The organism is Cereibacter sphaeroides 2.4.1, from assembly GCF_000012905.2.
Taxonomy (GTDB): Bacteria; Pseudomonadota; Alphaproteobacteria; order Rhodobacterales; family Rhodobacteraceae; genus Cereibacter_A; species Cereibacter_A sphaeroides.
On record NC_007494.2, the window covers coordinates 160,787 to 186,073 of the forward strand.

At 69.9% G+C, this 25,287-nt stretch carries 22 protein-coding genes and 1 tRNA gene; 14 read left to right on the forward strand and 9 right to left on the reverse strand.

Translation table 11 applies throughout. From position 1 onward, the window contains the following. Nucleotides 1-36 precede the first annotated feature (36 nt). A complete protein-coding gene (locus tag RSP_RS16225) occupies nucleotides 37-1,203 on the reverse strand; it encodes an AI-2E family transporter (protein WP_002723610.1) in 1,167 nt (388 codons plus the stop codon). A gap of 180 nt (nucleotides 1,204-1,383) precedes the next feature. Here RSP_RS16225 and RSP_RS16230 point away from each other — a divergent pair. Both RSP_RS16230 and RSP_RS16235 read left to right on the forward strand, forming a co-directional pair. Beyond that, nucleotides 1,384-1,457, forward strand: a tRNA-Gly gene (locus RSP_RS16230). A gap of 524 nt (nucleotides 1,458-1,981) precedes the next feature. After that, nucleotides 1,982-2,665 (forward strand): metal-binding protein ZinT, encoded by a 684-nt coding sequence (locus RSP_RS16235; RefSeq protein WP_011339052.1) that lies wholly within the window; start codon nucleotides 1,982-1,984, stop codon nucleotides 2,663-2,665. Nucleotides 2,666-2,737: 72 nt separating this feature from the next. On the opposite strand, the gene RSP_RS16240 is transcribed toward RSP_RS16235, so the two are convergent. The 6 genes from RSP_RS16240 to ygiD all read right to left on the reverse strand — a co-directional run bounded on the left by RSP_RS16240 (nucleotide 2,738) and on the right by ygiD (nucleotide 7,988). After that, nucleotides 2,738-4,147 (reverse strand): FAD/NAD(P)-binding protein, encoded by a 1,410-nt coding sequence (locus RSP_RS16240; protein WP_011339053.1) that lies wholly within the window; start codon nucleotides 4,145-4,147, stop codon nucleotides 2,738-2,740. Nucleotides 4,148-4,174: 27 nt separating this feature from the next. Then, entirely contained in the window at nucleotides 4,175-4,762 is a 588-nt protein-coding gene (locus tag RSP_RS16245; protein ID WP_017140326.1) for an RBBP9/YdeN family alpha/beta hydrolase, read from the reverse strand. 454 nt (nucleotides 4,763-5,216) lie between these two features. Beyond that, complete coding sequence (locus tag RSP_RS16250) at nucleotides 5,217-5,666, reverse strand: DoxX family protein (RefSeq protein ID WP_011339055.1); 450 nt, start codon at nucleotides 5,664-5,666, stop codon at nucleotides 5,217-5,219. Between the two features lie 82 nt (nucleotides 5,667-5,748). Then, nucleotides 5,749-6,054, reverse strand: coding sequence for a hypothetical protein (locus tag RSP_RS16255; RefSeq protein ID WP_011339056.1), 306 nt, complete (start codon nucleotides 6,052-6,054; stop codon nucleotides 5,749-5,751). 118 nt (nucleotides 6,055-6,172) lie between these two features. Beyond that, nucleotides 6,173-7,147, reverse strand: a complete 975-nt coding sequence (locus RSP_RS16260) for a glutathione S-transferase family protein (RefSeq protein WP_011339057.1) — start codon at nucleotides 7,145-7,147, stop codon at nucleotides 6,173-6,175. Between the two features lie 10 nt (nucleotides 7,148-7,157). Then, on the reverse strand, nucleotides 7,158-7,988 hold the full coding sequence (gene ygiD, locus RSP_RS16265) for a 4,5-DOPA-extradiol-dioxygenase (protein WP_017140327.1): 831 nt from the start codon (nucleotides 7,986-7,988) through the stop codon (nucleotides 7,158-7,160). Between the two features lie 267 nt (nucleotides 7,989-8,255). Between ygiD and RSP_RS16270 the strand changes: the two genes are divergently transcribed. The 4 genes from RSP_RS16270 to RSP_RS16285 are packed head-to-tail and all read left to right on the forward strand — an operon-like array spanning nucleotide 8,256 to nucleotide 11,054. Beyond that, on the forward strand, nucleotides 8,256-9,152 hold the full coding sequence (locus RSP_RS16270; RefSeq protein ID WP_011339059.1) for a LysR family transcriptional regulator: 897 nt from the start codon (nucleotides 8,256-8,258) through the stop codon (nucleotides 9,150-9,152). Between the two features lie 53 nt (nucleotides 9,153-9,205). Then, nucleotides 9,206-9,538: an ArsR/SmtB family transcription factor gene (locus RSP_RS16275; RefSeq protein WP_011339060.1), complete on the forward strand. Its 333-nt coding sequence runs from the start codon at nucleotides 9,206-9,208 to the stop codon at nucleotides 9,536-9,538. Between the two features lie 35 nt (nucleotides 9,539-9,573). Beyond that, nucleotides 9,574-10,626 carry an ACR3 family arsenite efflux transporter gene (arsB, locus tag RSP_RS16280; protein WP_011339061.1) on the forward strand — a complete coding sequence of 351 codons (1,053 nt, stop codon included), beginning with the start codon at nucleotides 9,574-9,576 and terminating at the stop codon, nucleotides 10,624-10,626. After that, the gene (locus RSP_RS16285) at nucleotides 10,623-11,054 is read left to right on the forward strand and encodes an arsenate reductase family protein (protein ID WP_011339062.1); all 432 of its coding nucleotides are present in this window, start codon (nucleotides 10,623-10,625) and stop codon (nucleotides 11,052-11,054) included. The genes arsB and RSP_RS16285 overlap by 4 nt, the downstream gene beginning before the upstream one ends. 302 nt (nucleotides 11,055-11,356) lie before the next feature. Here RSP_RS16285 and RSP_RS16290 read toward each other — a convergent pair whose 3' ends face one another. Further along, on the reverse strand, nucleotides 11,357-12,265 hold the full coding sequence (locus RSP_RS16290) for a hypothetical protein (RefSeq protein WP_011339063.1): 909 nt from the start codon (nucleotides 12,263-12,265) through the stop codon (nucleotides 11,357-11,359). Nucleotides 12,266-12,892: 627 nt separating this feature from the next. Here RSP_RS16290 and RSP_RS16295 point away from each other — a divergent pair. The 8 genes from RSP_RS16295 to RSP_RS16330 are packed head-to-tail and all read left to right on the forward strand — an operon-like array spanning nucleotide 12,893 to nucleotide 22,205. Beyond that, complete coding sequence (locus RSP_RS16295; protein WP_011339064.1) at nucleotides 12,893-14,014, forward strand: serine/threonine-protein kinase; 1,122 nt, start codon at nucleotides 12,893-12,895, stop codon at nucleotides 14,012-14,014. Continuing rightward, nucleotides 14,011-15,225, forward strand: a complete 1,215-nt coding sequence (locus RSP_RS16300; RefSeq protein ID WP_011339065.1) for a trypsin-like peptidase domain-containing protein — start codon at nucleotides 14,011-14,013, stop codon at nucleotides 15,223-15,225. The genes RSP_RS16295 and RSP_RS16300 overlap by 4 nt, the downstream gene beginning before the upstream one ends. Continuing rightward, nucleotides 15,222-15,941, forward strand: a complete 720-nt coding sequence (locus tag RSP_RS16305; RefSeq protein WP_011339066.1) for an ATP-binding cassette domain-containing protein — start codon at nucleotides 15,222-15,224, stop codon at nucleotides 15,939-15,941. Before RSP_RS16300 ends, RSP_RS16305 begins: the two co-directional genes overlap by 4 nt. Next, a complete protein-coding gene (locus tag RSP_RS16310; RefSeq protein ID WP_011339067.1) occupies nucleotides 15,941-17,131 on the forward strand; it encodes an ABC transporter permease family protein in 1,191 nt (396 codons plus the stop codon). Before RSP_RS16305 ends, RSP_RS16310 begins: the two co-directional genes overlap by 1 nt. After that, nucleotides 17,124-18,740 carry a formylglycine-generating enzyme family protein gene (locus tag RSP_RS16315; protein ID WP_011339068.1) on the forward strand — a complete coding sequence of 539 codons (1,617 nt, stop codon included), beginning with the start codon at nucleotides 17,124-17,126 and terminating at the stop codon, nucleotides 18,738-18,740. Before RSP_RS16310 ends, RSP_RS16315 begins: the two co-directional genes overlap by 8 nt. A gap of 18 nt (nucleotides 18,741-18,758) precedes the next feature. Continuing rightward, nucleotides 18,759-19,022, forward strand: a complete 264-nt coding sequence (locus RSP_RS16320; RefSeq protein WP_002723655.1) for a hypothetical protein — start codon at nucleotides 18,759-18,761, stop codon at nucleotides 19,020-19,022. A 16-nt stretch (nucleotides 19,023-19,038) separates the two neighbouring features. Beyond that, nucleotides 19,039-20,313, forward strand: coding sequence for a serine/threonine-protein kinase (locus tag RSP_RS16325; protein WP_023004198.1), 1,275 nt, complete (start codon nucleotides 19,039-19,041; stop codon nucleotides 20,311-20,313). A 2-nt stretch (nucleotides 20,314-20,315) separates the two neighbouring features. After that, complete coding sequence (locus RSP_RS16330; protein WP_227590661.1) at nucleotides 20,316-22,205, forward strand: vWA domain-containing protein; 1,890 nt, start codon at nucleotides 20,316-20,318, stop codon at nucleotides 22,203-22,205. 431 nt (nucleotides 22,206-22,636) lie between these two features. Here RSP_RS16330 and RSP_RS16335 read toward each other — a convergent pair whose 3' ends face one another. After that, a complete protein-coding gene (locus RSP_RS16335; protein WP_011339071.1) occupies nucleotides 22,637-25,000 on the reverse strand; it encodes a nucleoside hydrolase-like domain-containing protein in 2,364 nt (787 codons plus the stop codon). Between the last annotated feature and the right edge of the window lie 287 nt (nucleotides 25,001-25,287).

Sequence of the window (25,287 nt, forward strand, 5' to 3'; positions counted from 1 at the left end):
CTGGCGAGGGAACGACGATCCGCGCGCCCGGTTCCCTTACTCCGGCGTATCCTGCTCGAGATCGGGCAACGGCGCGCGAGCGCCCAGAAAATTGCCGACCGCATGCAGGGATTCGACATTGTCGCAGACCACCTTGATGCAGACGAGGAAGGGCACCGCCACGAGCGCTCCCGGAATGCCCCAGAGCCATCCCCAGAAGATCACCGTGACGAAGACCGAGACCGTGTTCAGCTCGAGCCTGCGGCCGAGGACGATGGGGGTGACGAGCTGCCCCTCGATGGCGGTGGCCGTGAGGTAGAGCGCGGGCACCAGCAGCGCCTGCGTCAGGTGATCGTAATGCACGATGGCCACGGCCGCGGACAGCGCAACGCCGGCAATGGCGCCGATGTAGGGCAGGAAGTTCAGAAGGAAGGCCGCCATGGCCCAGACGAGCGGGCTCGGCATTCCCGTGCCCCACATCAGAAGGCCGATCACCACCCCCAGCCCCGCATTGATGATGGTCACCGACAGGAGGTAGCGCGAGACGCGCCGCTCGATCCCGTAGACGATGCGCAGGGCGCGCTTCTTGTCGCCGAAGCGGGGGAAGCCCTCGATCAGCTTGATGTAGAACAGGTCACCCGAGGCGAGCAGAAAAAGCGCCAGCACCAGCGTCACGATGATCGTGGTGAGGATCGAGGCCACGCTGCCGACCGCGGACGACAGGATCCCCGGCGTCTGCACGGCCACGCGCTGCACCGTCGGATCCTCGCTGTCGGTGATTTCCGAGACCTGCTCCGATGCGTTCCGCACCGCCTCGAACGAGTCGAGGATGGTCTGGGCCCGCTCGCGCAGCTGATCGCCCAGCCGCGGCGCCTGATTGATCCAGTCCGAGACAGGGCCGCTCAGAAGGAAGGCGCTGACCGCGATGACGGCGGCGAGGGCGGTGATGAGGGCGGTCGCGGTGATGGGCGGTGCGATGCCGATCCGCTGCAGGGCCCGCACGACCGGGCTGAAGGTCAGCGCCAGCAGAAGGCCGATCATCAGCGGCAGGACCACGTCGCGGGCGAAATAGAAGCCCATGACCACGAGGACCAGAAGGATGATCCCCAGCAGCCTGCGGATCGCGATCAGGTGGTTGAGACGGCTGATCTCGTTCTCGGAGGGCACGTCGGGCGCTTCCGGCTCCAGAAGGGTTCCGGCCTCGCCGATCCGCTCGTTCTGCATTATCCCCCCATCGCCGTGCACCGGCAGCGCGGCCGCTGGGCCGATCGGGTGCACAACGTGATGCCGCCCCTCATGTTCCGCGCCGGCGACTTGCCGAAAAGGTTGAGGGGCCATGCCGCGCGGGGAAGGGGTGCAACGTCCCTTGAGGCGCAGGACGCTCCATGCTAACAGGGCTCTCGCGCGGGTATGGTGAAATGGTATCACACGAGCCTTCCAAGCTCTTGGCGCGGGTTCGATTCCCGCTACCCGCTCCAGAAAATCCCTGAAAGTTTCGGTATATCGGTCGCGTGCGGGCAGATGTCCCCATGCGGGAAACCGTGGGACGCCTTCGCCCTGGAAGGCCCTCGCGGAGGGGCACGGCTGGGATTCCGAGAGGGCCGGTGCGCAGCATTCTGCGGCTCGAAAGATCGAGTCGAGGGATGAAGGTCCGGAGGGTTCGTGCGGCGTGTCGGGCTGCTGGAGATCGCATTCGGATGCCGGACCAGATCGAGCGCTTCGTCATGAACCAGCGAACGTGAGGAGCTGGCGGGCCCGACCAACGGCGGAACCTGCCTTGCCGCTCTTGCGGCGCCGGTCGTTGCCCCCTCGCCGCGCGCCGACCTGCGCCTCGTCTCTGAGGGCGTAGCCTCTGCGGCCGGCCCTTCAGCCGTGAGGATCGCCGCCGCCGGGCAGGTTTGCCGGTTGCCAAGGGGCTCGCGAGATCCTAAAGCGGAGCAGATATGTAATAACATATCATATACGCATCATCCGAACACCCCGGAACATGGAGACCTCCCGCATGCAGACCGTCCTTTCACGCCCCCTGAGCATCCTCGCCGCCAGTGTGGCGCTCGCAGTGGCCGCCCCCGCGCTTGCCGAGAAGCCGCACGACCACGGGCACGATCATGCGCACGGCCATGGCCATGACGAGGCCCACAGCCACGCTTCGGACGAGATCGCCAAGGGCGTCTTCAAGGATGAGCAGGTCGCCGACCGCCCGCTCTCGGACTGGCAGGGCGACTGGCAGTCGGTCTATCCGCTGCTGGAGGACGGCACGCTGGCGCCGGTGATGGCGCACAAGGCCGAGCATGGCGACAAGACGGCCGAGGAATATCTCGCCTACTACCGGACGGGCTACGAGACCGACGTGAACCGCATCGAGATCGACGGCGACCGGGTGACCTTCCACGGCGCGGGCGGGCCGGTCTCGGGGCAGTATGAGGAGGACGGTCACGAAGTGCTGACCTACAAGGCCGGCAATCGGGGCGTCCGCTTCATCTTCGAGAAGGTGAGCGGAGACGAGGCCGCGCCGAAGTTCATCCAGTTCAGCGACCACCGGATCGCGCCGTCGACGTCGGACCATTACCACCTCTACTGGGGCAACGACCGCGCGGCGCTCCTTCAGGAGGTGACGCACTGGCCGACCTATTACCCCGCCGAGCTGAGCGCCGAGGAGATCGTTCAGGAGATGCTCGCGCACTGATCCCGAGGGGCAGGTCCGGCGCCTGCCCCTCGGGGTCCTGCCTCGGGGGCAACCGTCCCGAGGCAGGATCCCTCAGGGCCGCGCTTGCCGGCCGAGCTCCTGCTCCGGCGCGGCCGCATGTGCGGCGACGAGATCCTCGGCCAGCCGGGCCGTCTGGTCGCGGATGTCGGGGATCGCGGTGATCTCCCAGAAGGCGGCGCGCGAGACCGGGCCGATGGCGAAGATGTGCCGCGAGCCCTGTCCGCGCGCGTCGATCAGCCGGCAGTCCTGCGCCACCTCGAAGCCGATGCGCAGCGGGTCGATCCGCGCGAGGCCCGAGGCGAGCAGGCTCGCCACCAGCGGCGAGGCGCTGTTCTTCGGATCCCGGCGGATGCCGCGGCAGTCGAACACAACGTCGGCCTCGAGCCGGACATGCGTTTTGGTGCCGCGCGGGCGGATCCGCAAAGCAATCCGGCCGTCCGGCAGGCGCTCCGCGCCCTCGTAGCCCGCCCGCAGCAGCCGCATCCGCCCATCGGCCAACGCCGCCGCGATCCGCGCGTCCGAGGCGGGCGGGGCCCGGTGCCGGTGCACGTCCCACCAGCCCGCGCCGTGGCGCAGGAAGCGCGCCCGCTCCCGCTCCGGCAGGCCGCGCCAGATGCGGCGGACGAAAGGCCGGATGCCGTCCACCGCATCGCGCCATGTCCCGCCGCGCGCCTCCGCCTCGCGGGCGAGACGCCGCACCCAGGCCGTGAGCGCGCTCATCGGCGCCCCGAGCGGCACGTCGGGCAGGCCGAGGGGCAGGGGGCGCGTCGGCGCATGGCTGCGCGGCAGAAGCCCCCGCCGCGACAAGGCCACGATCTCGCCCCGATGGCCATTGGCGAGAAGCGTCAGCACCTTGTCGATCATGGTGAGGCCCGAGCCGAGGAGAACCACCCGCGCGTCCGGCGGCACGTCGGCCGCCCGCCACGGATCCTGAAGCAGCCGGTCCTCTGCCGGATCCGGGCGCGGGTGGCCGGTGGCGAGGATCGCCACATCCGCGAGCCGGACCGAGCCGTCGCTGAAATGGGCGATCACGCCGCGGCCGACCTCCTCGATCCGAAGGCATTCGCCGCCCACGCAGGTGAGCTGTGCGCCCGCGCGCCAGGGCGCGAGGATCTCTTCGAGGTAGCGCCGATAAAGACCGCGAGGGACGAAACTGTCTCCGGTGGAAAAGCGGCCTTCGGGCTCTGCCGCGAGCCACTGCCGGAAGTGGTCCGGCCGATCCGGAAAGGCGCTCATGTTGTGGACGCGCGTGTTGAGCAGATGCTCCGCCTCGCGCGTGGCATAGGCGATGCCGGCGCCGACCGGCCCGTCGCGCTCCACCAGCGTGATGCGGAAGAGACCGTGGCCGCGGGTGAGCAGATGCGCCGCCATCAGCGCCCCGCTCGCGCCGCCGCCGACGATCAGGACATGCAGGCGGCGCGGGACGTGCCGCCGGATCGGGTCGGGAAGGTGAGGCCTCATCGCAGTCTCCTTTCGTGCCGTTGTCGGTCAGGCGCGGTAGAATGCGCGCTCCAGAGCCTGTTCCGGGGGCATGAGCGGGACCGGCCGGCGGGCGAGCTCGTCGCGCAGGACGACGCCGCCGGGCCAGGGCCCGAAGCCGCTGTCGACATTGATGTGACCGGCGAAGCCGAGGTCGACCACGTCCGCGCGCCAGGCGCGGGCGAGCCGTTCCGCCTGGGTGAAGCTCATCCAGGGATCGTTCCGGCTGGAAACCACATAGGCGGGCACGCCGAGGCTTTCCTCGAAGATCGGGCCGAAGCTCTCGGTTCGGTCGCTGTGCCGCGGCTCTGCTGGGGCCACGAGAATCGCGCCGCCAACCTTCAGATGCGGCCATTTGGCCAGAAGCCGCGCGATCAGGATCGCGCCGAGGCTGTGCCCCACGAGGATCGCTCCGGGGTGCTGCAGGATCGCTCCGGCCACCTCGATCTCCCAGACGGCGGGCACCGGGCGGGAGACATCGGACAGGTCGAGCAGGAGCGCATCCGGATCGCGGAGCGCCCACCACTGCTGCCAGTGGGCCGCGGGCGAGCCGTCGAGGCCGGGAATCAGGAGCGTCTTGGGCATGGTCGTCTCCATCTTCGTTCAATCTCGAAATACACTACAGTGTTTGTCGTGATTGTCTTTCCAAAGATGGGGGGAAGTTTGGGAAGTCCTTCTCCGCAGGCGCCGTCAGATCCCGTTCCCAACGTAAAGCAGTCTTGCGCCCGCAGCCGGTTGCCCCGCGGGTCGTGGCGCTGCGAGGGCTGCGGGAATGCGGTGTGGCCTGTCCTGTCTCTGGTGAACTGGCGCCGGACAGGCCGCTGAACACGGTTCGTGCCGGAGGCGGCGGGTCCCGGCCCCCGGCCGGATGGTCGTGCCGTCGCGGCGGATCTCGTGCAGGCAGACTGCCCGAGGGTCGCGGCTTCCCGGGTTTGCAGCCTGACGCGATACCGGTGCGGGGGCGCGAGGCAGGCGGGGGCACGCGCCGGGAGCAGAAGGGTGGAGGCGGGCGCCGCAGGGCCCGCCTCCTCGAGCCTGTCGCGGAGGTGGATCAGAGCTCCTTCTTCAGCATGTGGTCGACCGAGTAGCGCCCGCCGCCCTTGGCGACGAAGGACAGCGTGACGGCGGCCCAGAGCCAGGCGAGTTCCGCACCGCTGTAGCCCTGGCCCAGGACGACCCAGTGGAAGTAGGTCGCCACCAGCAGGATGATCGTGGTGCCCGTAGCGGCGAGCCGGGTGAGCAGGCCGAGCACCAGCAGCAGGCCGCCGGTGAATTCGGTCACCGACAGCAGGATCGACCAGAACCAGCCGGGCGCGAAGCCCAAGCCCGACACCATGTCGGCGGCGCCGGTCGGGTTCTGGATCTTCGGCCAGCCGTGGATCATCAGCGCCGCGCCGCAGACCACGCGCAGCCAGGCGTCGGTGAGGGGAGCCGCTGCGGCATAGACCGGGGCGAGGGCCGGCAGCAGCAGCGCCGGGCGTTCGTTCGAGGTGGTGCTCATTTTACATGTCTCCATGGGTGCGATCGCGCGCGCGTCGCAGGGTATCGAGGGCACGGTGGGTGCCGATTGCGGTGAAAGGCGATCAGGCGCGCGGTGGTCGTCGGTCCGGGGGGACCACCCTGCCTGCGGCGCTCGCCTCGCCCGCCGCAAGCCGCAGCGGCAGCTCGGGGCGGGTCGGCAGGGCAAGCGTCAAGCCTGTCGGCAGGACGCAGGTCATGCAGGGCTTTTCGGCGGGCGCCCGCGTCGGGATCGCGGGTCCGGGCGCGGTGCAGACATCGTCCACGGCCTGCGTGCTGGGGCAACCCGAGGGCTTGCCGACCTGCACCGACGGCTGCATCGAAAAGAGCAGCATCGCGACGGTGAGGCAGATCGAGAGATACTTCAGCATGCGGACCCGGAAATCTCTTTGCTTGTGCTTCGTTAGTCGTCTCAGGGCCGGAACCTCAAGCGCCCCGCGCCGGGACTGACGCAGATGTGAGGCCCCCAGCCGCCGCGGCCGAACGCGTTCAGATCCCGGCCGCGGTCTCGCGGAGCGCCGCTTCGATATGCGCCGGCCCGACGGGCCGGATGCGGGAGGGGTTGAGCGCCTTGATCGAATAATATCCGCGGGTGATGTGGTCCATGTTCACGGTCTCGCGCACGCCGGGCCGGGCGAGGATGCGCCGCATGTAGGCCCAGAGGCGCGGGTAATCGGCGATCTGGCGGCGGTTGGTCTTGAAGAGCCCGTGATAGGCCGCGTCGAACCGGATCAGGGTGACGAAGATGCGGATGTCGGTCTCGGTCAGCGCGCCGCCGAAGATGTAGTCGCCGGTCAGCCGGTACTCGAGGTGGTCGAGCATCTCGAACACGCCCGCCACGGCCTCGTCATAGGCCTCCTGAGTGCTCGCGAAGCCGGCCTTGTAGACGCCGTTGTTGAGGCGGTCGTAAACTTGGGCGTTCAGCGCGTCGATCTCGCCCGCCAGCGCCGCGGGGTAAAGCCGCAGGTCGGAGGGGGCCAGCCCCTCGAAGGCGGTGTCGAACATGCGCAGGATGTCGGCGCTTTCGTTGTTCACCATCGCATCCCGCTTCATGTCCCACAGGACCGGGACCGTGGCCCGGCCGGTGAACTGCGGCTCGGCCCTTGTGTAGATCTCGTGCAGGTGCCGGGCGCCGAACAGCGGATCCTCCTCCGCATCGTCATGGCCGCCGAACTCCCATCCTTGAGTGCCCATCACCGGGTTCACCACCGTCACCGGGATCAGCCCGTCGAGGCCCTTCAGCCTGCGCGCCATCAGGGTGCGCGAGGCCCAGGGGCAGATCAGCGCGACATAGAGCCGGTAGCGCCCGGCCTCGGCCGCGAAGCCGCCGGTGCCGGTCGGCCCGGCGCTGCCGTCGGGGGTGATCCAGTTGCGGAAGCTCGACACCTGGCGCACGAAGCGTCCATGGTCATCGGCCTTCTGCACCGGCTGCCAGTCGGCGGTCCATTTCCCGTTCACGAGCATGGGGCTTCTCCTATCGGGCGTGGAAGACGAAGGAGCGCATCGAGACCGAGGCGAGCTCGATGGCGTCCGTCATGAAGGTCAGTTCGTCGCGCTCGTCCGAGGCGCCGGCGATGGTGAGCGCCGGCATGTAGTGATCGACCGACGGATGCGCCATCGTCAGCAGCGATCCCAGCCCCTTGCGGTCGGCGAGCGTGCGGAAGTCGCGCTCGGTCAGCCGGTCGGCGAAGAGGGCGTCGAATTCCAGCGCGAACCCATGTGGCTTGCTGCCCGCGCTCCAGTTCACCGCGCGCAGGTTGTGCACCACATTGCCGGACCCGAGGATCAGCACGCCGCGGTCGCGCAGCTCGGACAGTGTCCGCCCGATCTCGAGCTGGTGGTCGAGGTCGCGGGTCATGTCGATCGAGACCTGGAAGACCGGCACGTCGGCCTCGGGATAGAGGAACTTCAGCACCGTCCAGGCGCCGTGGTCGAGGCCCCAGCTGTCATCCTCGGCGGCGTGGTGGCTGGCCAGCAGCGAGGTCACTTCGCGCGCCAGCTGCGGCGCGCCCCGCGCGGGATAGCGTTGCGCATGAAGCGCCTCGGGGAAGTTGTAGAAATCGTGGATCGTCCGCGGCATGGCCGAGACATCGACCAGCGTCGTGCCCCGGGTCATCCAGTGCGCCGATACGACGAGGATGGCGCGAGGCCGCGGCAGGCTCTCGCCGAGCCTTGTCCAGGCGCGGCTGTAGGCCGTGTCCTCGATGGCGTTCATCGGGCTACCGTGGCCAAGGAAGACCACAGGCATCCGGTCGGAGGGCGCGAGGCGCTCCTTCAGAGTGTCGAGCTTGTGCATGACAGACACGGGACTGTCCTTTCGGGGAGAGCCGGCGCAAGGCGGTGCCGGAGCGGAGGGGCGCCGGACAGGCGCGCGGGTTCGGGTCAGGCGATCTGCCATTTCGGCGCGAGGCCGGTGCCGAAGCCGTTTCCGACGATCGCGAGCTTCATGGTCTGGCCCCTCGTTGCCGCACCTGCGGCGCTTCGGTTCGTTGCAGCCAAGATAGGCCTTGCTGCAGTTCAACAATATGGAGATGTTGTTGTATGACTATCCACTAAGCGTTCTGAATAATCCATGGATCTGACCGATGAACTCCGGGCCTTCGTGGCCACGGCCAAGACCGGCTCCTTCACGGCGGCGGCGGACCAACTCGGGGTGTCGAACCGGCTGACCTCAAAATATGTGGCCGAGCTGGAGAAGCGGCTCGGCGTCAGGCTGCTCCAGCGCACCACCCGCAAGGTCGGGCTCACTCCCTCAGGCGAGACCCTGCTGGCCCGGGCTCCGGCGCTGCTGGACGAACTCGACGACCTGCTGGTCGAGGTCTCGCACGGCTCGCGCGGCTTCACCGGCACGATCCGCGTCTCGGCCCCCGTGACGTTCGGCGAGGACTATGTCGGAGGGATGCTCGGCCGCTTCGCCGCGCTGCACCCGGGGCTGGTGGTCGACCTGAGGCTGAACGACAGCTTCGCCGACCTCGCGAGCGAGGGGATCGATGTGGCCTTCCGGGTCGGGCGATCCGAGACGCTGTCGCTGAAGACCCGGAAGCTGGGCGAGGTGCGCACCGTTCCGGCCGCCAGCCCCGGCTATATCGCGACCCGTGGCGCCCCCGACCGGCCCGAGGACCTCGTCCGGCATGACTGCATCCTCGACACCAACCGCCGGGTGCCGCGCCGCTGGACGTTCCTCGAGGACGGGACCGAGCGCAGCGTCGAGATCCGGGGGCGGTTTCAGGTCAATTCCGCCCGTGCCGCGGCCGATCTCGCAATGGCGGGGCTGGGCATCTGCTATGCCCCGCGGTTCGCTCTGGCCGAGGCGCTTCGGTCCGGCCGGCTCGTCCCGGTGCTCGAGGCGTTCGGCGGCGCGGTCGTGCCGGTCAGCGCGGTCTATCTCGAAGGCCGCAGCCTGCCGCAGAAGGTCCGAGCGCTGATCGACTTCGCGCTCGAGGACATCCGGCAGTCCGGCGTGCTGTGAGGACTGGCGAGCTTCGGCTTGCACAGGCGCAACAGTTCGACTATGCATGAATAATGGAAAAGACTCACGCTCTGGGTGTCCTGTCTGCCCTTGCCCACGACATCCGGCTGGACGTGTTCCGCCTCCTCGTGCGCGCCGGTCCTGCGGGCATGGCGGCCGGAGAGATTGCGGCGGGCCTCGACATCCGAGCCAACACGCTGTCGAACAACCTCACCATCCTGACGGGAGCGGGCCTTGTGCGCTCCGAGCGCGAAGGCCGCTCGATCCGCTATTTCGCGCGGATGGAGACGATGCGGGGGCTGCTGGCCTTTCTCATGGAGGATTGCTGCGGCGGCCGTCCCGAGCTCTGTCAGCCGGTTCTCGACCGGATCGCCTGCGACTGCTGAGTGCACGCATAACCCTGCCCAGAGGCTGAACCAAGATGACCGACCTGCCGCAGACCCAGATCAATCCCCTGGGCCCGTTCGAGCGCTGGCTGACCCTCTGGGTCGGGCTGGCCATGGTGGCGGGCCTCTCCCTGGGCGTGCTGGCTCCGGGTCTGGTGCAGGTCATCGCCACGGCCGAGATCGCCTCGATCAACCTCGTCGTCGCCGTGCTGATCTGGGCGATGGTCTATCCGATGATGGTCAACGTGGATTTCGCCGCCGTCGGGGGGGCTGTGCGGCAGCCGACAGGACTGCTCATCACGCTAGTCGTCAACTGGCTGGTCAAGCCCTTCACCATGGCTCTGCTGGCGGTCCTGTTCTTCGACCTTGTCTTCGCTCCCTGGATCGCCCCCGAGGATGCGCAGCAGTATATCGCCGGTCTGATCCTGCTGGGCGCCGCGCCCTGCACCGCGATGGTCTTCGTCTGGTCCCAACTGGTGCGCGGTGATGCGACCTACACGCTGGTGCAGGTGTCGGTAAACGACATGGTGATGGTCGTGGCCTTCGCCCCCATCGTGGCCCTGCTTCTCGGCGTGACCGAGATCGTCGTGCCCTGGCAGACGCTGGTCCTGGCGACGATCCTCTATGTCGTCCTGCCGCTGGCGGCAGGGATGCTGACGCGCCGCAGTCTTGGCACCCCCGCCCGGATCGAGGCGTTCTCGGCCCGCGTGAAGCCCTGGTCGATGATCGGCCTGATCGCGACGGTCGCGATCCTCTTCGGGCTGCAGGGGCAGACGATCCTCGACCGGCCCGCGATCATTGCGCTGATCGCCGTGCCGATCCTGATCCAGAGCTATCTGATCTTTGCCGTGGGTTACGGCGCGGCCTGGCTGATGAGGGTGCCGCACCGGATCGCGGCGCCGTGCGCCATGATCGGCACCTCGAACTTCTTCGAACTGGCCGTCGCCGTCGCCATCAGTCTCTTCGGCCTCAATTCGGGCGCGGCGCTGGCAACGGTCGTGGGCGTTCTGGTCGAGGTGCCGGTGATGCTGTCCCTCGTGGCCTTCGCCAACCGCACCCGCGCCCGTTTCCCGGAGATCCGCGCATGATCGTCATCCACCACAACCCTGCCTGCGGCACGTCGCGCAACGTGCTGGAGATCATCCGCGCGTCCGGCGCCGAGCCGGTCATCATCGACTATCTGGCCGAAGGCTGGACACGTCCGCAGCTGCTGGCTCTGCTGGCCGCGGCCGATCTGACGCCGCGTCAGGCGCTGCGGACGTCGAAGTCGCCCGCCGCCGAACTGGGCCTGTTGGAGGCTGGCGTCACCGACGGGCAGATCCTCGATGCAATGCTCGCCCATCCGGTGCTGGTCAACCGGCCCATCGTGGCCTCGCCCAGGGGCGTGCGGCTCTGTCGCCCGTCCGAGACCGTGCTGTCGCTTCTGGACCGCCTGCCGGTTGGGCCGCTCTACAAGGAGGACGGGCAGATGATCCTGAACGAGAGGGGCGAGATCGTCAGCGACCTGCCCACCTGAACCCCGACCGACCTGCGAGCATCGATCGGAGCGCCTCGCCCTCATGGTGATGCGCACCGGCACGTCGGCGAGGCAGGCCTGCAGGTCGAGGCCGCTCGGGTTTGCGCGCTCGGTCAGCGTCATGGCGCGGGCGAGAGTTTCGCCCCGGCGTCACTGCCGGAAAGGAGCGAGGTCTTCCACCCGATGCCGACGGGCCGCATGGCGCGCCCAGCGGGCGCTCGCCCTTGTCCTCGGACCCATGGCGGACATGTCACGCTGTCGATGGCCATGCCCAAGGGCGGAAGGATGATGGGCCCGGGCCTTCAGGGGCCGCGCAGGGAGAGGGGCGTGAGGATGCGCTCGAACTCGGCGAGCAGGGACGCGCCGGCCGAAGCGGGCTCGGGATCCGGGACGTCGGAGGGCACGACACGGGTATGATCGTCGGTATTGCCCCTCTCTGCATCACTCAGGCGGGGATCGTCGGCGCCTGCGGTCTCGGGGAACAGGGGCGGCCGCACGCTCGCGACGGCTGGCGGCACGGGGTAGAGAAGCGGCTCTCCCCGGCCGGCCGAGATGCTGTTGGCCACCGTCCTCAGCACGTTGATCCGGTCGGCCGGTGCGGCGACCAGCACGCTCGACCACGCTCCGTCGCGGAGATCCGAGCGCAGGTAGAACACGCCCAGCCGAAAATCTCCGTCCCCGAAGATGGCGTGGAAGGGCGCGTAGGCCGACCAGACCCGCAGGCGGGACTTCGGCGCGGGGAAGTAGCTGTTCCTGTTCGGCAGGGCGTTGCGCCGGATGGTGTCTCCGACCGCCTCGGCCGCTACCACCGGCCCGCGCGCGGCATAGATCGCCACCTCGGGGGAGGCGTGGGTCTGCGTGAAGTTTGGCCCGATCGCTTCGCCGGTGGCGGAATCTCCAGGCACGAGCAGCGAGCCGTCCAGCGCCGGAAGATAGGCGACTTGCCAGCCCGAGGCCGCGAGCCGTTGGCCTGCGTCGGACAGGAAGCTCTCGACGTCGGAGGCGGTGAGGCGGCAGGGCGGGGCACAGCCGAGCGCCTGTTCGAGCGCGCGTCGGCTCATCCCGCCCCACTCTCCGTCGAGCATGCCGTCATAGACGTCCGCAAACGACAGCGCGGCTTGGAGAAAGCGGATCTCGGCGTGCGAGAGGCGGGCGGGGTCGAAGGGCCGATCCTCCGCCTGCGCCTCCGGGGTCACAAGGAGAAGCGTCAACAGACAAGCGGCCAGCGATCTCATGCCAGGGCGTCTCATTTCCCGATCACCAGATCGAGCATGGCCGTCCGCGCGTCGGCGCTCCAGCGGCAGTCGATCCGCGCCTGTCCCGCCGATCGCGAAAGGCCGCCCTTGCGTGCGCAGGTCAGCACGAGGTGCGGCGCGACGCCGGCCGCCGCGGCTGCGTTGGCGCAGCTTCGGATGCCCGCCTCGAGGCTGGCGGAGTTCAGCGTAAGCCGGCCGCCATGCGGGGCAGGGCGCGAACGCTACGCTGACGCCGCCGCGCAGGATGGCGGTGGCCGCAGGGGCGGGGGCCGTGCTCGCGCTGGCGGGACTGGCGGTCTATGCCGGGATGGGCGGCTTCTCCGACCCGCCGGCCCCGCAGACGTCCGAGCCGCCGCCCGGTGCCGCCGAGATGCGTGCCATTCCGGCCCCTGCCGAGGAGGCGCCCGCCGCGAAGCCGGAGGGTGCCGATCCTCAACCCTCCGAGGGAGGCCACGCAGAGCCGGAGGCGCAGCCCCGGAAGGCTGCTGCACCGGAGGCCAGCCCGGCACCTGCACGACGACCCGCAGCCCGCGAGGGGCATCCGTCCAGGGACAACGCTCCGGCCAGAGCGGACGAGATCTGATGACCGAGCCGCGCCTTCCCAACGGCACGCGCATCGCCGGCCATGTCATCACGGACCAGATCGGCCGGGGCGGGTTCGGGATCACCTACCGGGCGAACGTGCTCGAGACCGGCGCCACCGTCGCGCTGAAGGAATACTTCCCCTGCGACATGGCCCATCGCGATGCGCAGGGCTTCGTCCGCCCGCTGCCCAGGGCCGAGCGGATGTACGAGGAGGGTCTGCGGGCCTTCATCACCGAGGCGAACATCCTGAAGGCGCTGCCGCAGCAGGCCGGTCTGGTGCGGGTGCGCGGCGCCTTCGAGAAGTTCGGCACCGCCTATTGCGCGATGGATTTCATCGAGGGCGAGCCGCTCAGCCGTCTCGCGCAGGCCACGCTCCAGCGCACCGGCTTCATCGCCGAGGATCTGCTGCGCAGCTTCCTCGCCCCGATCTGCCTCGCGCTCGAGACGGTTCATTCGACGAACCTCGTCCACCGCGATGTGAAGCCCGCCAACATCATGATCTCGCGCCGCGACCAGCAGCCGATCCTGATCGACTTCGGCGCCGCGCGCCCCTCGGGGCAGCGCGGGTCGCTCGCGATGTTCACCCGCAGCTACGCCCCGGTCGAGCTGTTCCCCCGCGCGCAGGTGCGTTCGGCGCAGCCCTTGGAGGAGGGGCCGTGGAGCGACATCTATTCGCTGTCCGTCATGCTCTACGAGATGGCGACGCGGCAGCTGCCCCCCAGCGCGCCCGACCGGGCGGCGGCGGTCGCCGCGGGGGCGCCCGACCCTTACGTCCCGCTGACGGCGCTTCTTGCGCAGCGGCGGCTGCGCGGCAGCTACTCGCCCGCCTTCGCCTCGGCGGTCGATGCCGGCTGCGCGCTCTGGCCCGAGGCGCGGCCGCGGACGGTACGCCAGTTCGCCTACATGGCCGGCGTCGAGATGGGGTCCGCTCCGCCGCCGACGCCGCGCCGAACCGTCACCGGGGCCGCTCCCTCGCCCTCCTCGTCGGTTCCGCGCAGCCAGCGACGCCCCGTGAACCGCCAGTCCATCGCCATGGTGCTCCTGATGCTGCTGATCGCGGGGGCGGCGGTGTCCTATGGCGTCGTCTCGCGCCAGCCCGACTGGGTGGCCTACCGATGATGAGACTTCTCTGCGCGCTTGTCGGATTGCTCTGGGCCGCGGCCGCCGCGGCACAGGATTTCAGCGCCGTCGCCCGGCTGACCGACGCCTCGGTGGGCCGGATCTTCGTGGACCTTCCTCGCGGAATGAGGACCGGCGCCGGCATGGTCTTCGGCCAGGGCGCCGGGGGCAGGCTGCTGTACCTGACCAATTTCCATGTTGTTCAGAACGGCGGCGACATTGCCGTCTTCTTCAAGAACGGCGATGCGATCTCGATCTACAGCGGCACGGTCCTTGCCGTCTCGCAGGAGAAGGACCTGGCGGCGCTGAGCCTCGACCCCGAGGAGATCGGCACGCCCTCGCCCCCGCCTCTCGCCATCGACACGCGACGGCTCGCGAAAGGCGAGGCCGTGGTGGCCATCGGCTATCCCGCCGCGGCCGACGCCACCATGGGGCGCGACATGAACATCGCCGCCTTCGAGACCACGCTGACCGGCGGCAGCGTCAGCCGCGTGCTGAACGGCTCCTGGCGCGGGGCCTCGGCCGAGCTTGAGATCGTCCAGCACACCGCGCCGCTCAGCCCCGGCAATTCCGGCGGACCGCTGCTCGACCGGTGCGGGCGGGTGATCGGGGTGAACACGATGATTGCGACGGACGCGGCCGGGATCTACCTCGCCGCCTCGGCCGGCACCATCGCGGACTTTCTGGCCGAGGCCGGGCTTCCGATGCAGACGGCCGGCGGCAGTTGCGGCGGAGAGCCGGCCTCTCCGGCTGCGGCGCCACCGGCTGCCACGGTGACGGACGGCCGGGTGCCGATCTGGATGATCCTCGGCGGAACCGGCGCCGCGCTGGCTTTGGTCATGGCCGCGATGGCGGTTGCGGCCGGCGGCCGGGGTGGCGAGCCCGCGGCGCCCCGGGTCGCGCTGACGCTGACCATCGCCACGGGCGGATCGCGCCAGCGGTGCGGCATCGGACGGGCGAGCCTGCAACGCGGCGTCATCCTCGGACGCGGCGGCGCGGCCGAGGTGGCGATCGACAGCCCGCGCGTCAGCCGCGAGCATCTGCGGCTGACGCTCGAGGGGCGGCGGCTGATGGCGACGGACCTCGGTTCGACCAACGGGACGATGGTCGACGGCAGGCCGCTGCCGCCGAACCAGCCGCGGCAGGTGGGCGAGGCCACGGTTCTGGTGCTGGGCGGCGAGGTCGAGATCCGGCTGAGGGCGGGGTCATGAAGGATCTGGCGCCCCCCGATCTGGCGGCATCGGACGCGGTCGCCGACATCCGCGATCTTTCGGTCCGGCTGGGAGAGCGGTTCGAGGTGACGATCGAGCGGCTCTCGGTCGCCCCCGGCGAGGTTCTGGTGCTGGATGCGCCCAGCGGCAGCGGCAAGAGCACGGTGCTCGGGCTGGTCGCGGGGGCGGTTGCGCCTCAGGCGCGGCCGGTGCGGCATCGGGTGGCGGGGCACGATCTGGCCGTGGCGTCGCGCCCGCCGGGGCCGGCGGCGGTGGGCTTCGTGCTCCAGACACATGCGCTGGTGCCCTATCTGACCATGGGCGACAACATCGGTCTGCCGTCGCGCATCGCGCGGCTGCGGGTGGCGCCGGACTGGGCACGAGAGGTGGTGGTCTCGCTCGGCCTTGTCGATCTGATGGACCGCTTTCCGGCGCAGCTATCGGTGGGCCAGCGCCAGCGCGCGGCCGTGGCGCGCGCGATGCTCGCGCGGCCGCGGCTGCTGCTGCTGGACGAGCCGGTCTCGGCCCTCGACCCCGCCAATGTCCGCGCAGTGGAGGAGCTGATCCTGCGCCTTGCCGGGGAGGCGGGCTCGGCCGTGCTGCTCGCGGGCCACCAGATCGCGGGAAGCGCCTTTGCCGCCTGCCGCCGCGTGCGACATCGGGTGGAGGTTGCGGGCGCAGTGACGCGCTCGGTCTTCCGGTCGGAGGCGGTCTGATGCCGCTGCCCCTCGTTCTGGCGCTGCGCGAGCTGCGGCACGACTGGATCTCGGCGCTCTGCTTCGTGGCGGCGCTGGTGGGCGTGCTGGCGCCCATGCTGATCCTGCTCGCGCTGAAGACGGGTGCGCTCGACACGATGGTCGAGCGGCTGGTCGACGATCCGGCGAACCGCGAACTGCTGGCGGTGGGGGCCGGCGCGTATGACGAGGGCTTCTTCCGCTGGCTGGAGGCGCGGCCCGAGGCGGGGTTCGTCGTCCCCGCCACGCGCAGCATCAACGCCCTTGCGGATGCGGTCGTGGCCTCCGCTCCCCGCCGCGAGATGGTGCGGGAGGTGCCGCTGGTGGTTTCGGCCGCGGGCGATCCGCTGCTGGCGGGGGAGGTAGGGCCGGGCCGGGTCTGGCTGAGCGCGCAGCTTGCGAAGTCGCTGGGGGTGGCGCCCGACGCGGTGCTGACGATGGTGATCGGACGGCGCATCGACGGCCTCGAGCAGACGGCGCGGCGACCGCTGAAGGTGGCGGGGATCGTTCCGGCCGAGCGCTACGGTCGCTCGGCGCTGTTCCTCTCGCTGCCGGACATGCTGGCGATCGAGCGGTTCCGCGACGATCCCGCCGTCACGCCCGAAAGCTGGCTGGAGATTGCCGCGCCGCCTGCGGCCTTTGCCAGCTTCCGCCTCTATGCGCGGACTCTCGCGGATCTCGGGCCGCTCTCGGCGGCGCTGGAGGGGCGCGGTGTTGCGGTGCGCCCCCGCGCCGAGAATGCGGCGCTGTTGCTGCAGCTGCGGCGGGGCGCGGATCGTCTGTATCTTGCGGTCGCCGCATTGGCCGCCGCCGGATTCTGGGCCGCGATGAGCGCCAATCTCCGCGGCATGGTGGAGCGGCGGAGGCTGGCCTTCAGCCTGCTGCGGATGCTGGGCCTGACGCCCGTCCAGCGCGCGACGGTTCCGCTGATCCAGAGCCTCGTGCTGATCGGGACCGGGCTCGGGCTCTCGCTTGCCCTCGTTCTGCCGGCGCTGGCGCTGATCAACGCGAGCTTTCCCTCCGTGACCGAAGGGGCGGCGCTCGCGCGCCTCAGGCCGGACCAGTTGGGGGGGGCGGCTGCGCTTGCCTGCGTGACGGCGCTGACCGCGGCGCTCTGGGCGATGGCGGCGGTGCTGCGGATCCCGAGCGAGGAGGTGTTGCGTCATGGCTAGGGCATGGGGTCTTGCGCTGGCGATCCTCTTGGCCGCGCCGCCCGCCGCGGCGGGCGGGATCACGGTGGACGAGACATACTGGAACCCGCAGCCGGCCGAGGGCGACCTCGTGCTGCCGATGCCCTGCGGCGGCGCGATGGCATTCCGCCCGGTGGCGACACCCAATGCCGACGGTGCGGTGGGCGACGTTCCGGTCATCCTCGGTCGCGAGGACGAGGACCAGCCCTATCTGGACGGCACGCGGCGCTCCTATGTCTCGGGAGGGTTTCCGGGGACGGGCGAGGCGGAAGCCAAAGCCATGTTTTACATGGCGAAATACGAGATCGCCGAGGCGCAGTACCGTGCGGTGACGGAAGGCTGCCCGCAGAAGGAGCCGCGCCGGCGCGACTTCCTGCCGGTAACGGGCGTGACGAAGACCGAGCTTGACGCCTTCGCGCAGGCCTTGACGGTCTGGCTGATGCGGAACGCGCCGGAAAGCGTCGCCCTCGCCGGTGCGGCGCCGGCCCATCTGCGGCTTCCGACCGAGGAGGAGTGGGAGTTCGCCGCCCGGGGCGGTCTTGCCGTCGATCCGGCGCTGTTCCGCGGCGCGCTGCCGCCGATCCCGCCCGGTCACGCGGCATCGGAATACATCGCGCATGGCGGCAACGACAGCGCGGGCGGCAAGGTGCAGGCGATCGGAACGCTGGCGCCGAACCCGCTCGGGCTGCACGACATGCTGGGCAACGTCTCGGAATATGTGCTCACCCCCTTCGCGATGGTGCGCCACGGGCGGCTGCACGGTCAGGCCGGCGGCTACGTCAAGCGCGGCGGCGATGCGCGCACGCCGCTCGAGCAGATCACCAGCGCAACCCGGTTCGAGGTGCCTCCCTTCGACGCGCATTCGAAGGATGTGACGCGCGAGGCTTTCACCGGGGGGCGGCTCGTGCTGTCCGCGCTTTCGATCACCTCGGCCGAGCAGGCGAAGGCGGTCGCGGCGGCGCTCGAGACCCTGTCGCGGGCCGACCCTGCGCTCGACTCGGCGGCCTCGGAGGCCGAGGTTCTGGCGCTGCTCGACCGGCTTCAGCGCGAGGCCGGCGATGCCGCCGACCGCAGCCGCTTTGCCACCATCGCCCGGACGATCCGCGAGGCCCGCGCCGAGACGAATGCGCAGCGCGACCGGACCATCCGGATGATCCTCGGCTCGTCGGTGCTGACCTGCGACCAGATCGTGCAGCGCTACCTGAACGCGCTTGCCATCGCGGCGCTGGTGCCGAGCTACGACGGGCTGGCCGCCGAGGCCGAGGCGAGCGGCGACACCGCACTGGCGCAGGAGGTGGCCGAGGCCCGGGCCGAGGCCGAGACGAAGCTGCGCGAGATGGAGGAAGCGGTCGGCCGCGAAAGCGTCGACTATGCCAACCTGATCGAGGGCCTTTCGGCCGAATTCTCGCAGGAGCTGCTGGCGGCGCAGATCGCGGCCGTGCGGGACGAGCACGAGAGCCGCGGCCCTCGGCGCGGCGCCTGCCTCGGCGCGGTGCAGGCCCATCTCGACCGGCGGGCCCGGAGCGGGATGAACGACCTCGCCGCCATCCGGTCCGACATGCAACAGATCGCGGCCGCGCAGGCCCGCTAACCTGAAGGAGCACCCCCCATGCGGGATTTTCTGAACAAGTCGCTCGCCGTCCTGATCTGGATCGCCACCGGCTTCAACGTCGCCCTGTCCTGCTACACCGGCGCGATGATCATCCGCTATTCGCCGATGCAGCTGATGGGTGACAGCACGGTGATCCTCTACGGCTTCCTGTTCATCCTTTTCGGGGTGACGCTGTCTCTGGTCTTCGCAGGCATCTGCTTCCAGATCATGGACATCCGCACCTTCACCAAGCATGTCGCGCTGAACCAGCGCCGAGTGTGACGGCGGGGTGACGGCGATGGCGAGCGAACTCCAGCCCGGCGACGTGATCCAGGACACCTACCGCGTCGAGGCGCGGCTGGGGCAGGGCGGCATGGGCACGACCTGGCGCGGCGTGAACCTCACGACGCAGGACGTGGTGGCGATCAAGGTGATGACGCCCGAGATCGCGCTGGTGCCCAAGGCGGTCGAGCTGTTCCGCCGCGAGGCGCAGCTCTTGCGCAAGGTCCAGAGCGACGCGGTGATCCGCTACGAGACCACGCTTCAGGACCGCGAGGGACGGCTGTACCTGATCATGGAGTTCGTCGACGGCCAGCCGCTGTCGCATTACCTCGAGCGCGGGGCGCGGCTCGCGCCCGGCGACGTGCTGCGGCTGGGGCGGCGGATGGCGGGGGCGCTGGCGGCGATCCACGCGCTCGGCATCGTGCACCGCGACGTGGCGCCCGACAACATCATGCTGCCCGACGGCGACATCGGCCATTGCAAGCTGATCGACTTCGGGCTCGCCTCGAACACCTCGGGGACCGAGGCCTCGATCATCGGGGCGAGCTATGCCGGGAAGTACTCCTATTCCTCGCCCGAGCAGTTCGGGCTGCACGGGGCGCGGGTGGGGCCGGCCTCCGACATCTACTCGCTGGGCCTTGTGCTGATGAAGGTCTGCGGGCTGAAGGTGCCGGGCGAGGGGATGGGCATGGCCGCGGTCGAGGTGCGGCGGGAGAACGTGACGATCCCGCGGGATGCGGGCCTGCCTCCGGCGCTGGCGCGGCTGCTCGAAGCGATGCTGCGCACCCGGCCCGACGAACGCCCCGCCGATCTGCAGAAGCTGTTCGCCGAGGCGGCGCCGGGGCTGGAACGGGCGGCGCCGGCCCGCACGCCCCGCCGATCGGGTCTGGCGCTTGCGGCCGGTGCGGGCGTTCTGGCCGCCGCGGGGGCGGGCCTGTGGTTCGCCCTGCCGTATCTCGACACGCCCCCGGGCAGCCGCGTGGTCACCGATGCCCGCGCGGTTGTGGCCGCCCATGATCCGCTTGCTGAAATCGAAAGCCGCTTCGCCGCGGGCGATGTCGAGACGGCCTTCGCAAGCCTGATGGCGCTGGCGAACGATCAGGCCGGCCCGCCCGAGACCCGGAGGCAAGCCTATTTTGCGCTGGGGCGGATGTACGATCCGGCCAGTTTCAACGCCAGCCGCAGCCCGTTCAAGGCGCCCAATGCCTCGGCCGCGCGGCGGAACTATCAGGCGGCTGCGGACCTCGGCTCGGCCGAGGCGCGGCAAGCCCTTGTCCTGCTGAGAGAATGACGATGCTGCGCCTGCTGGTCCTGGTTCTGAGCCTCGCCGCCACCGCCCTTTGGGCCGGGGATGTCCGTCCGCTGGTCATGGAGGGCAAGTCCGCCCTGCCGCAGCGCGTTCTGGTGCGCGAGGCGGGCGAGCGTCTGGAGACGCCCGGCGGCCGGTCTCTGGGGCCGGTCGTGCCGCTGCAGCAGTTCTACGTCTATGCGCGTCAGGACGGCTGGGTGAAGGTCGGGCCGGGGCAGGATGGGAGCGATCTGGGCTGGCTGCCGGCCCAAGAGGTGGCCGACTGGAACCAGAACATCGTGGCCACGCTGGAGGTGACGGCGGGGCTGGAACGCACGCTGTTCTTTTCCGACTTTGATGCCGCCTATGAGGTGGTCGAGGCCGAGGACCCGGGCCGCGACGCGGCCGCGCTGCGCGCCGAGGCCGAGGCGGCCGAGCAGAGCGGGGCGCCCTCCGACCGCATCGTTGCGCTGGGGCCGCGCGAGGCGATCGACCAGCGGCAGCGGCTGCACGTCCTGCCGATCCTCTCGGCCGAGGAGGCGCTGTTCGAAAGCGGCGCCTTCGTGAACCTGCTGAAGGTGGCGGTGGCGCGCGCGCAGGCGCCGTCGGAGGCCGCGCAACCCATCGGCCAGCCGATGCGCGCGGGCATCGTCTTCGTCGTCGACACCACGCATTCCATGGCGCCGTACATCAGCGCCACCCGCGATGCGCTGCGCGAGGTCTATGGCGAGGTGGCGGCCGCGGGTCTGAGCGACCGGGTGTCCTTCGGTCTGGTGGGCTATCGCGACAGCCTGAAGGGCCAGCCGGCACTGGACTATGCTGCGCGCACCTTCGTCACCCTCGAGGAGGGGCGGACGGCCGAGGGCTTCCTCGCCGGGATCGCGCAGATGTCCGAGGCGACAGCCTCGAGCCGGAACTTCCGGGAGGACAGCTATACCGGGATCGACCATGCGGTGACCTCGCTCGACTGGTCGGGATACGACGTGCGCTTCCTCGTGCTGGTGACCGACGCCGGACCCCGCGAGGCCACGGACGACCTGAGCGGCACCGGCCTCAGCGGACAGGCGCTGAACCGGCTGGTGCATGAGGATCTCGGCGGCTACATCGCCGTAATGCACCTGCTGACGCCGAAGGGCGGCGAGGTGGGCGACCATGACCGGGCGCAGCGGCTCTACAGCGAGCTGACGAGCTTTCCGAACCTTCCGCCGCTCTACTTCCCGGTAGCCCAGGGGCAAGCCTCGGCCTATGAGGCGGCGGCGCGGCGGCTCGGGCAGGTCGTGGTGAGCCAGATGTCGGCAGGGACCGCACCGCCGGCCGAAGGCGACGGGATCGCCGAGGCCATGGGGCAGGCGATGCAGACGCTGCATCTGGCCTGGCTGGGGCGGCAGGAGGGGGCCGAGGCGCCGGACGTCTTCGAGGCGGTGATCGCCGACCGCGATTTCGCCCGGCCCGCGCTGCGGCCCGTGTCGATCCGGCTCCTGCTGTCCAAGGCGCAGCTGTCGGATCTGGCCGAGGCGCTGCAGATCATCGTCGAGAAGGCCGAGACGAATGTGCTCGATCCCGACCGCTTCTTCGAGCAGGTGCTGGGCGCTGCCGCCGACATGAGCCGTCGCCCGGAACGGGTGTCGCGACGGCAGGACGAGACGCTCGCCGGCGCGGTCGCGGTGTCGGAACTGCTCGAAGGGCTGCCCTATCGCTCGCGGATCATGACGATCACCTCCGACGACTGGGTGAGGATGTCGATCTCGGAGCAGCAGGCTCTGGTGAATGACCTCTACGACAAGCTGGAGCGCTACCGGCGGTACAATGCCTCCTCGGACCTCTGGGTGAACTACTTGGGCCAGCCGGGTGCGGATGGCCTGCTTTATCCCATGCTGCTGGACGATCTGCCCTAGGAGGCGGGGTCGCCTCCGGTCGGACGCTCCCGCGTCGCCGGCGGATCGGAGGCGGGCTTATTGCTTCGCTGCTGACGGTCTCACCTCGGGCCGCGCACCCGGCGCGGCCGGTCCGGGTCTGACGGCTGCGTCAAGATCGCCGCACTTGCGCCCCGGGTCGAAGCAGGACCCCGGCTGCGGATGCACCGGGGATGCTGGACGCGATTCCCCCTCGCGGGCAGGAGAGGGGATCTCTGGCTGCGCGGGGCATCCGCTGAGCGATCGTCGCAGCCCACGAAGCGGCCCGGCGGGCCTGACGGGCGCACCGACCGGATGAGGAGGGTCCGCCGGATGCGGACCCCCGTGCGACGGTTTCTGACACTGCCTGAACCGGCCAGGGAGAGGACCTGCACCGGGCCGCCGACGCCGGACTGTCGTCCGTGCCCGGCCCGTCAGAAATCCCAGGTCTCGGTCCCGGCCTGAAGGAACGTCCTGTCCGCACCGTTGACCTCGCCGTTCAGCCTGACCTCGTCGACATACAGGTTGCGGTCGCGGCCGGGCCCGGCATAACTGTCCTCAAGGAACCTGATGCCGACCTGATCGCTTCCGTCGAGGTCCCAGTCGCCCGTGAAGGTGAGCGTCTGCCAGTCCCCCGCCGCGCGGTCCGCCGTGACGATGGCGGACGGGGTCACCACCACGCCGTTGACGAGGAGCGCAAAGGCGGGGTCGCCCTCCCATGCATCGCCGCTGACCCGGACCGACACGGTGTCGGGGCCCGTGCCGCCCGTCGGGGCATCGGACCGGACGAGCACGAAGTCGTCGAGGAGAGCGCCCAGACCGTCGCCGCCCTGCGAGGCCACCTCGCGGATGGTCAGCCGGTCCGTGCCGGCCGTGCCGGTGAGGGTGGTCGTGAAGGTGCCCCAGTCCGCCCCCGGCGTGGCGGTGGCCACGACGCGGTCGTTCCACACCACTTCGACGCCCTGGCTCGAAACAGGCGCGCCGGGACGGGCGCGCAGGTCGAAGCTCAGCGTATAGGCCTCGCCGGCGGCAGCGTCGACGTCCTGAAAGAAGCCGTCCCGCGCGCCATGGAAGTCGAGCTCGACGAACTGCGAGCCGTCCGTGGCGGTCACGCCATTGTGGGTGTCCCACACCTCGATGCGCCCGCCCGGAATGGCTTTCCAGCCGGCGGTCGAGCCGAGCTCGGCCCACTGCCCGGTCGCGACGGAAGGACTCTCGAAGGACCCGTCCCTCAGGAGGTTGCCGGCAGCCGGCAGGGAGGGCGTGGGCATGGGCGCGGGCGCCTCGCCCACGTCGGGGGTTGTGCCGCCCGTCGGGGCTTTCGACCGGACGAGCACGAAGTCGTCCAGAAGGGCGCCCAGACCGTCGCCGCCCTGCGAGGCCACCTCGCGGATGGTCAATCGGTCCGTGCCGGACGTGCCCGTGACGGTGGTCGTGAAGGTGCCCCAGTCCGTTCCCGGCGTGGCGGTGGCCACGACGCGGTCGTTCCACACCACCTCTACGCCCTGGCTCGAGACGGGTGCGCCGGGACGCGCGCGCAGGTCGAAGCTCAGCGTGTAGGTCTCGCCGGTGGCGGCATTGACGTCCTGAAAGAAGCCGTCCCGCGCGCCATCGAAGTCGAGTTCGACGAACTGAGAGCCGTCCGTGGCCGTCACCCTATTGTGGGCGTCCCACACCTCGATGCGCCCGCCCGCGATGGCCGTCCAGCCGGCGGTCGAGCCGAGCTCGGCCCATTGCCCGGTCGCGACCGAAGGCCCCTCGAAGGATGCGTCCTTCAGGAGGTTGCCGCCTGCCGTCGGTGGGGGCGTCGGCGTGGGTGCGGGCGTCGGCTTGGGGGTCGGCGTGGGCTGGGGCGCGTCGCCCTTCAGCCAGTCGAGGCGCGCGGCGAAGTCCGCCAGCCAGGCCGAGCGGTCCTCGTAGATCGTCATGGCGCCGTCGGTGTCGGGCCGGTCGAAATCGAGCGCGTCGTCAGGGTTGTCGGTGTAGTAGCGCCCCGGGCCGCCCGACGGCTGCTGCACGAACTCGCCGCCCCAGCTTTCCTTCGTAGGGTCGTTCTGATCGCCGCTGAGGAAGCGGAACACCGTGGGGCTGTCGCCCATCTTCACGCCCGAGACGTTGAAGATGTCGCCCGACAGTTCCGCGAAGAAGTCCCCGAGCGCTCCGTGGCCGCGCGCGTTCACCTCGTGCCAGCCCTTGATGATGTCCTGCGTCCATTCGCCCCCGGCCGGGCTGGCGTAGGTGCCCCTGAAGGTCGACAGGTTGTCCACCCACATGTCGAAGGCGCCCTTGAAGTTCGCCTTGATGTAGGCGTAGGCGGCCTCGTCCTGATCGTCGATGCTGAAGAAGCGGATGTGCGGCGCGATGGAGGGGTCGTCGTGGAGGGCCTGCGCGAGGTCGGTCTCGCCACCCCAGGTCAGCACGTTGAGCACCTCCCCCGCGGCCTCGGCCTTCTTTGCCTCGGCGATGATGGCGCGGGAGGAGTCGGTGGGGTTCGACCAGCCCTGGCTCGGCGCGGTGTCGAGAGCGCCTTGCCAGCTGATGGCCTTCAACTGCTCGGCGGTCTTGAAGTCGCCGCTGCGCGCGGCGAGCTTGGCGTGGTCGAGGCCATAGACGTCGATGATGCGGTCGATGTCGCCCACGAGGCCGTCCTGGGCGTTCCACTTGGACGGGGTGGCGGCGATGCCGACGATGTTCATCTTGTCCTGGTAGAGCAGCGCATGGATGAGCGACTGGGAGTCGTCCTTCTCCTCGGCGGCGAGCCTGAGGTCGGTCGATATGAATACTCTGGGCAGTGGCATGGCGGGTGGGGTCTCCGTTGTCGTTGCCTAGATCGGATTGAGGGTTTTGCGGCGGCGGCGGCGCGTGCCTCTTCGATGATCGCCTGAACTTCAAGCCAAAAGATTACCGTGGGATGTGCCGGCGACCACAACTCGCGTCATGATTGTGCGGCTTTCGGGGGGATTTATCCTTTTGAGAGAAGGCAGTAGGAGCGCGGCATCAGCCCATGGGCGCGACCCGCCCCGGATGCGGCAGCGGCGGCAAACCGCTTACATCCCGCGGGCAATTGCGCCGAGGGGCGCCTAGG

Bases quoted from the DNA above. Each gene is read 5' to 3' on its own strand.
- RSP_RS16225 (WP_002723610.1), bottom strand. From the start codon at position 1,203: ATGCAGAACGAGCGGATCGGCGAGGCCGGAACCCTTCTGGAGCCGGAA.
- RSP_RS16235 (WP_011339052.1), top strand. From the start codon at position 1,982: ATGCAGACCGTCCTTTCACGCCCCCTGAGCATCCTCGCCGCCAGTGTG.
- RSP_RS16240 (WP_011339053.1), bottom strand. From the start codon at position 4,147: ATGAGGCCTCACCTTCCCGACCCGATCCGGCGGCACGTCCCGCGCCGC.
- RSP_RS16245 (WP_017140326.1), bottom strand. From the start codon at position 4,762: ATGGAGACGACCATGCCCAAGACGCTCCTGATTCCCGGCCTCGACGGC.
- RSP_RS16250 (WP_011339055.1), bottom strand. From the start codon at position 5,666: ATGAGCACCACCTCGAACGAACGCCCGGCGCTGCTGCTGCCGGCCCTC.
- RSP_RS16255 (WP_011339056.1), bottom strand. From the start codon at position 6,054: ATGCTGAAGTATCTCTCGATCTGCCTCACCGTCGCGATGCTGCTCTTT.
- RSP_RS16260 (WP_011339057.1), bottom strand. From the start codon at position 7,147: ATGCTCGTGAACGGGAAATGGACCGCCGACTGGCAGCCGGTGCAGAAG.
- RSP_RS16270 (WP_011339059.1), top strand. From the start codon at position 8,256: ATGGATCTGACCGATGAACTCCGGGCCTTCGTGGCCACGGCCAAGACC.
- RSP_RS16275 (WP_011339060.1), top strand. From the start codon at position 9,206: ATGGAAAAGACTCACGCTCTGGGTGTCCTGTCTGCCCTTGCCCACGAC.
- arsB (WP_011339061.1), top strand. From the start codon at position 9,574: ATGACCGACCTGCCGCAGACCCAGATCAATCCCCTGGGCCCGTTCGAG.
- RSP_RS16285 (WP_011339062.1), top strand. From the start codon at position 10,623: ATGATCGTCATCCACCACAACCCTGCCTGCGGCACGTCGCGCAACGTG.
- RSP_RS16295 (WP_011339064.1), top strand. From the start codon at position 12,893: ATGACCGAGCCGCGCCTTCCCAACGGCACGCGCATCGCCGGCCATGTC.
- RSP_RS16300 (WP_011339065.1), top strand. From the start codon at position 14,011: ATGATGAGACTTCTCTGCGCGCTTGTCGGATTGCTCTGGGCCGCGGCC.
- RSP_RS16305 (WP_011339066.1), top strand. From the start codon at position 15,222: ATGAAGGATCTGGCGCCCCCCGATCTGGCGGCATCGGACGCGGTCGCC.
- RSP_RS16310 (WP_011339067.1), top strand. From the start codon at position 15,941: ATGCCGCTGCCCCTCGTTCTGGCGCTGCGCGAGCTGCGGCACGACTGG.
- RSP_RS16315 (WP_011339068.1), top strand. From the start codon at position 17,124: ATGGCTAGGGCATGGGGTCTTGCGCTGGCGATCCTCTTGGCCGCGCCG.
- RSP_RS16320 (WP_002723655.1), top strand. From the start codon at position 18,759: ATGCGGGATTTTCTGAACAAGTCGCTCGCCGTCCTGATCTGGATCGCC.
- RSP_RS16325 (WP_023004198.1), top strand. From the start codon at position 19,039: ATGGCGAGCGAACTCCAGCCCGGCGACGTGATCCAGGACACCTACCGC.
- RSP_RS16330 (WP_227590661.1), top strand. From the start codon at position 20,316: ATGCTGCGCCTGCTGGTCCTGGTTCTGAGCCTCGCCGCCACCGCCCTT.
- RSP_RS16335 (WP_011339071.1), bottom strand. From the start codon at position 25,000: ATGCCACTGCCCAGAGTATTCATATCGACCGACCTCAGGCTCGCCGCC.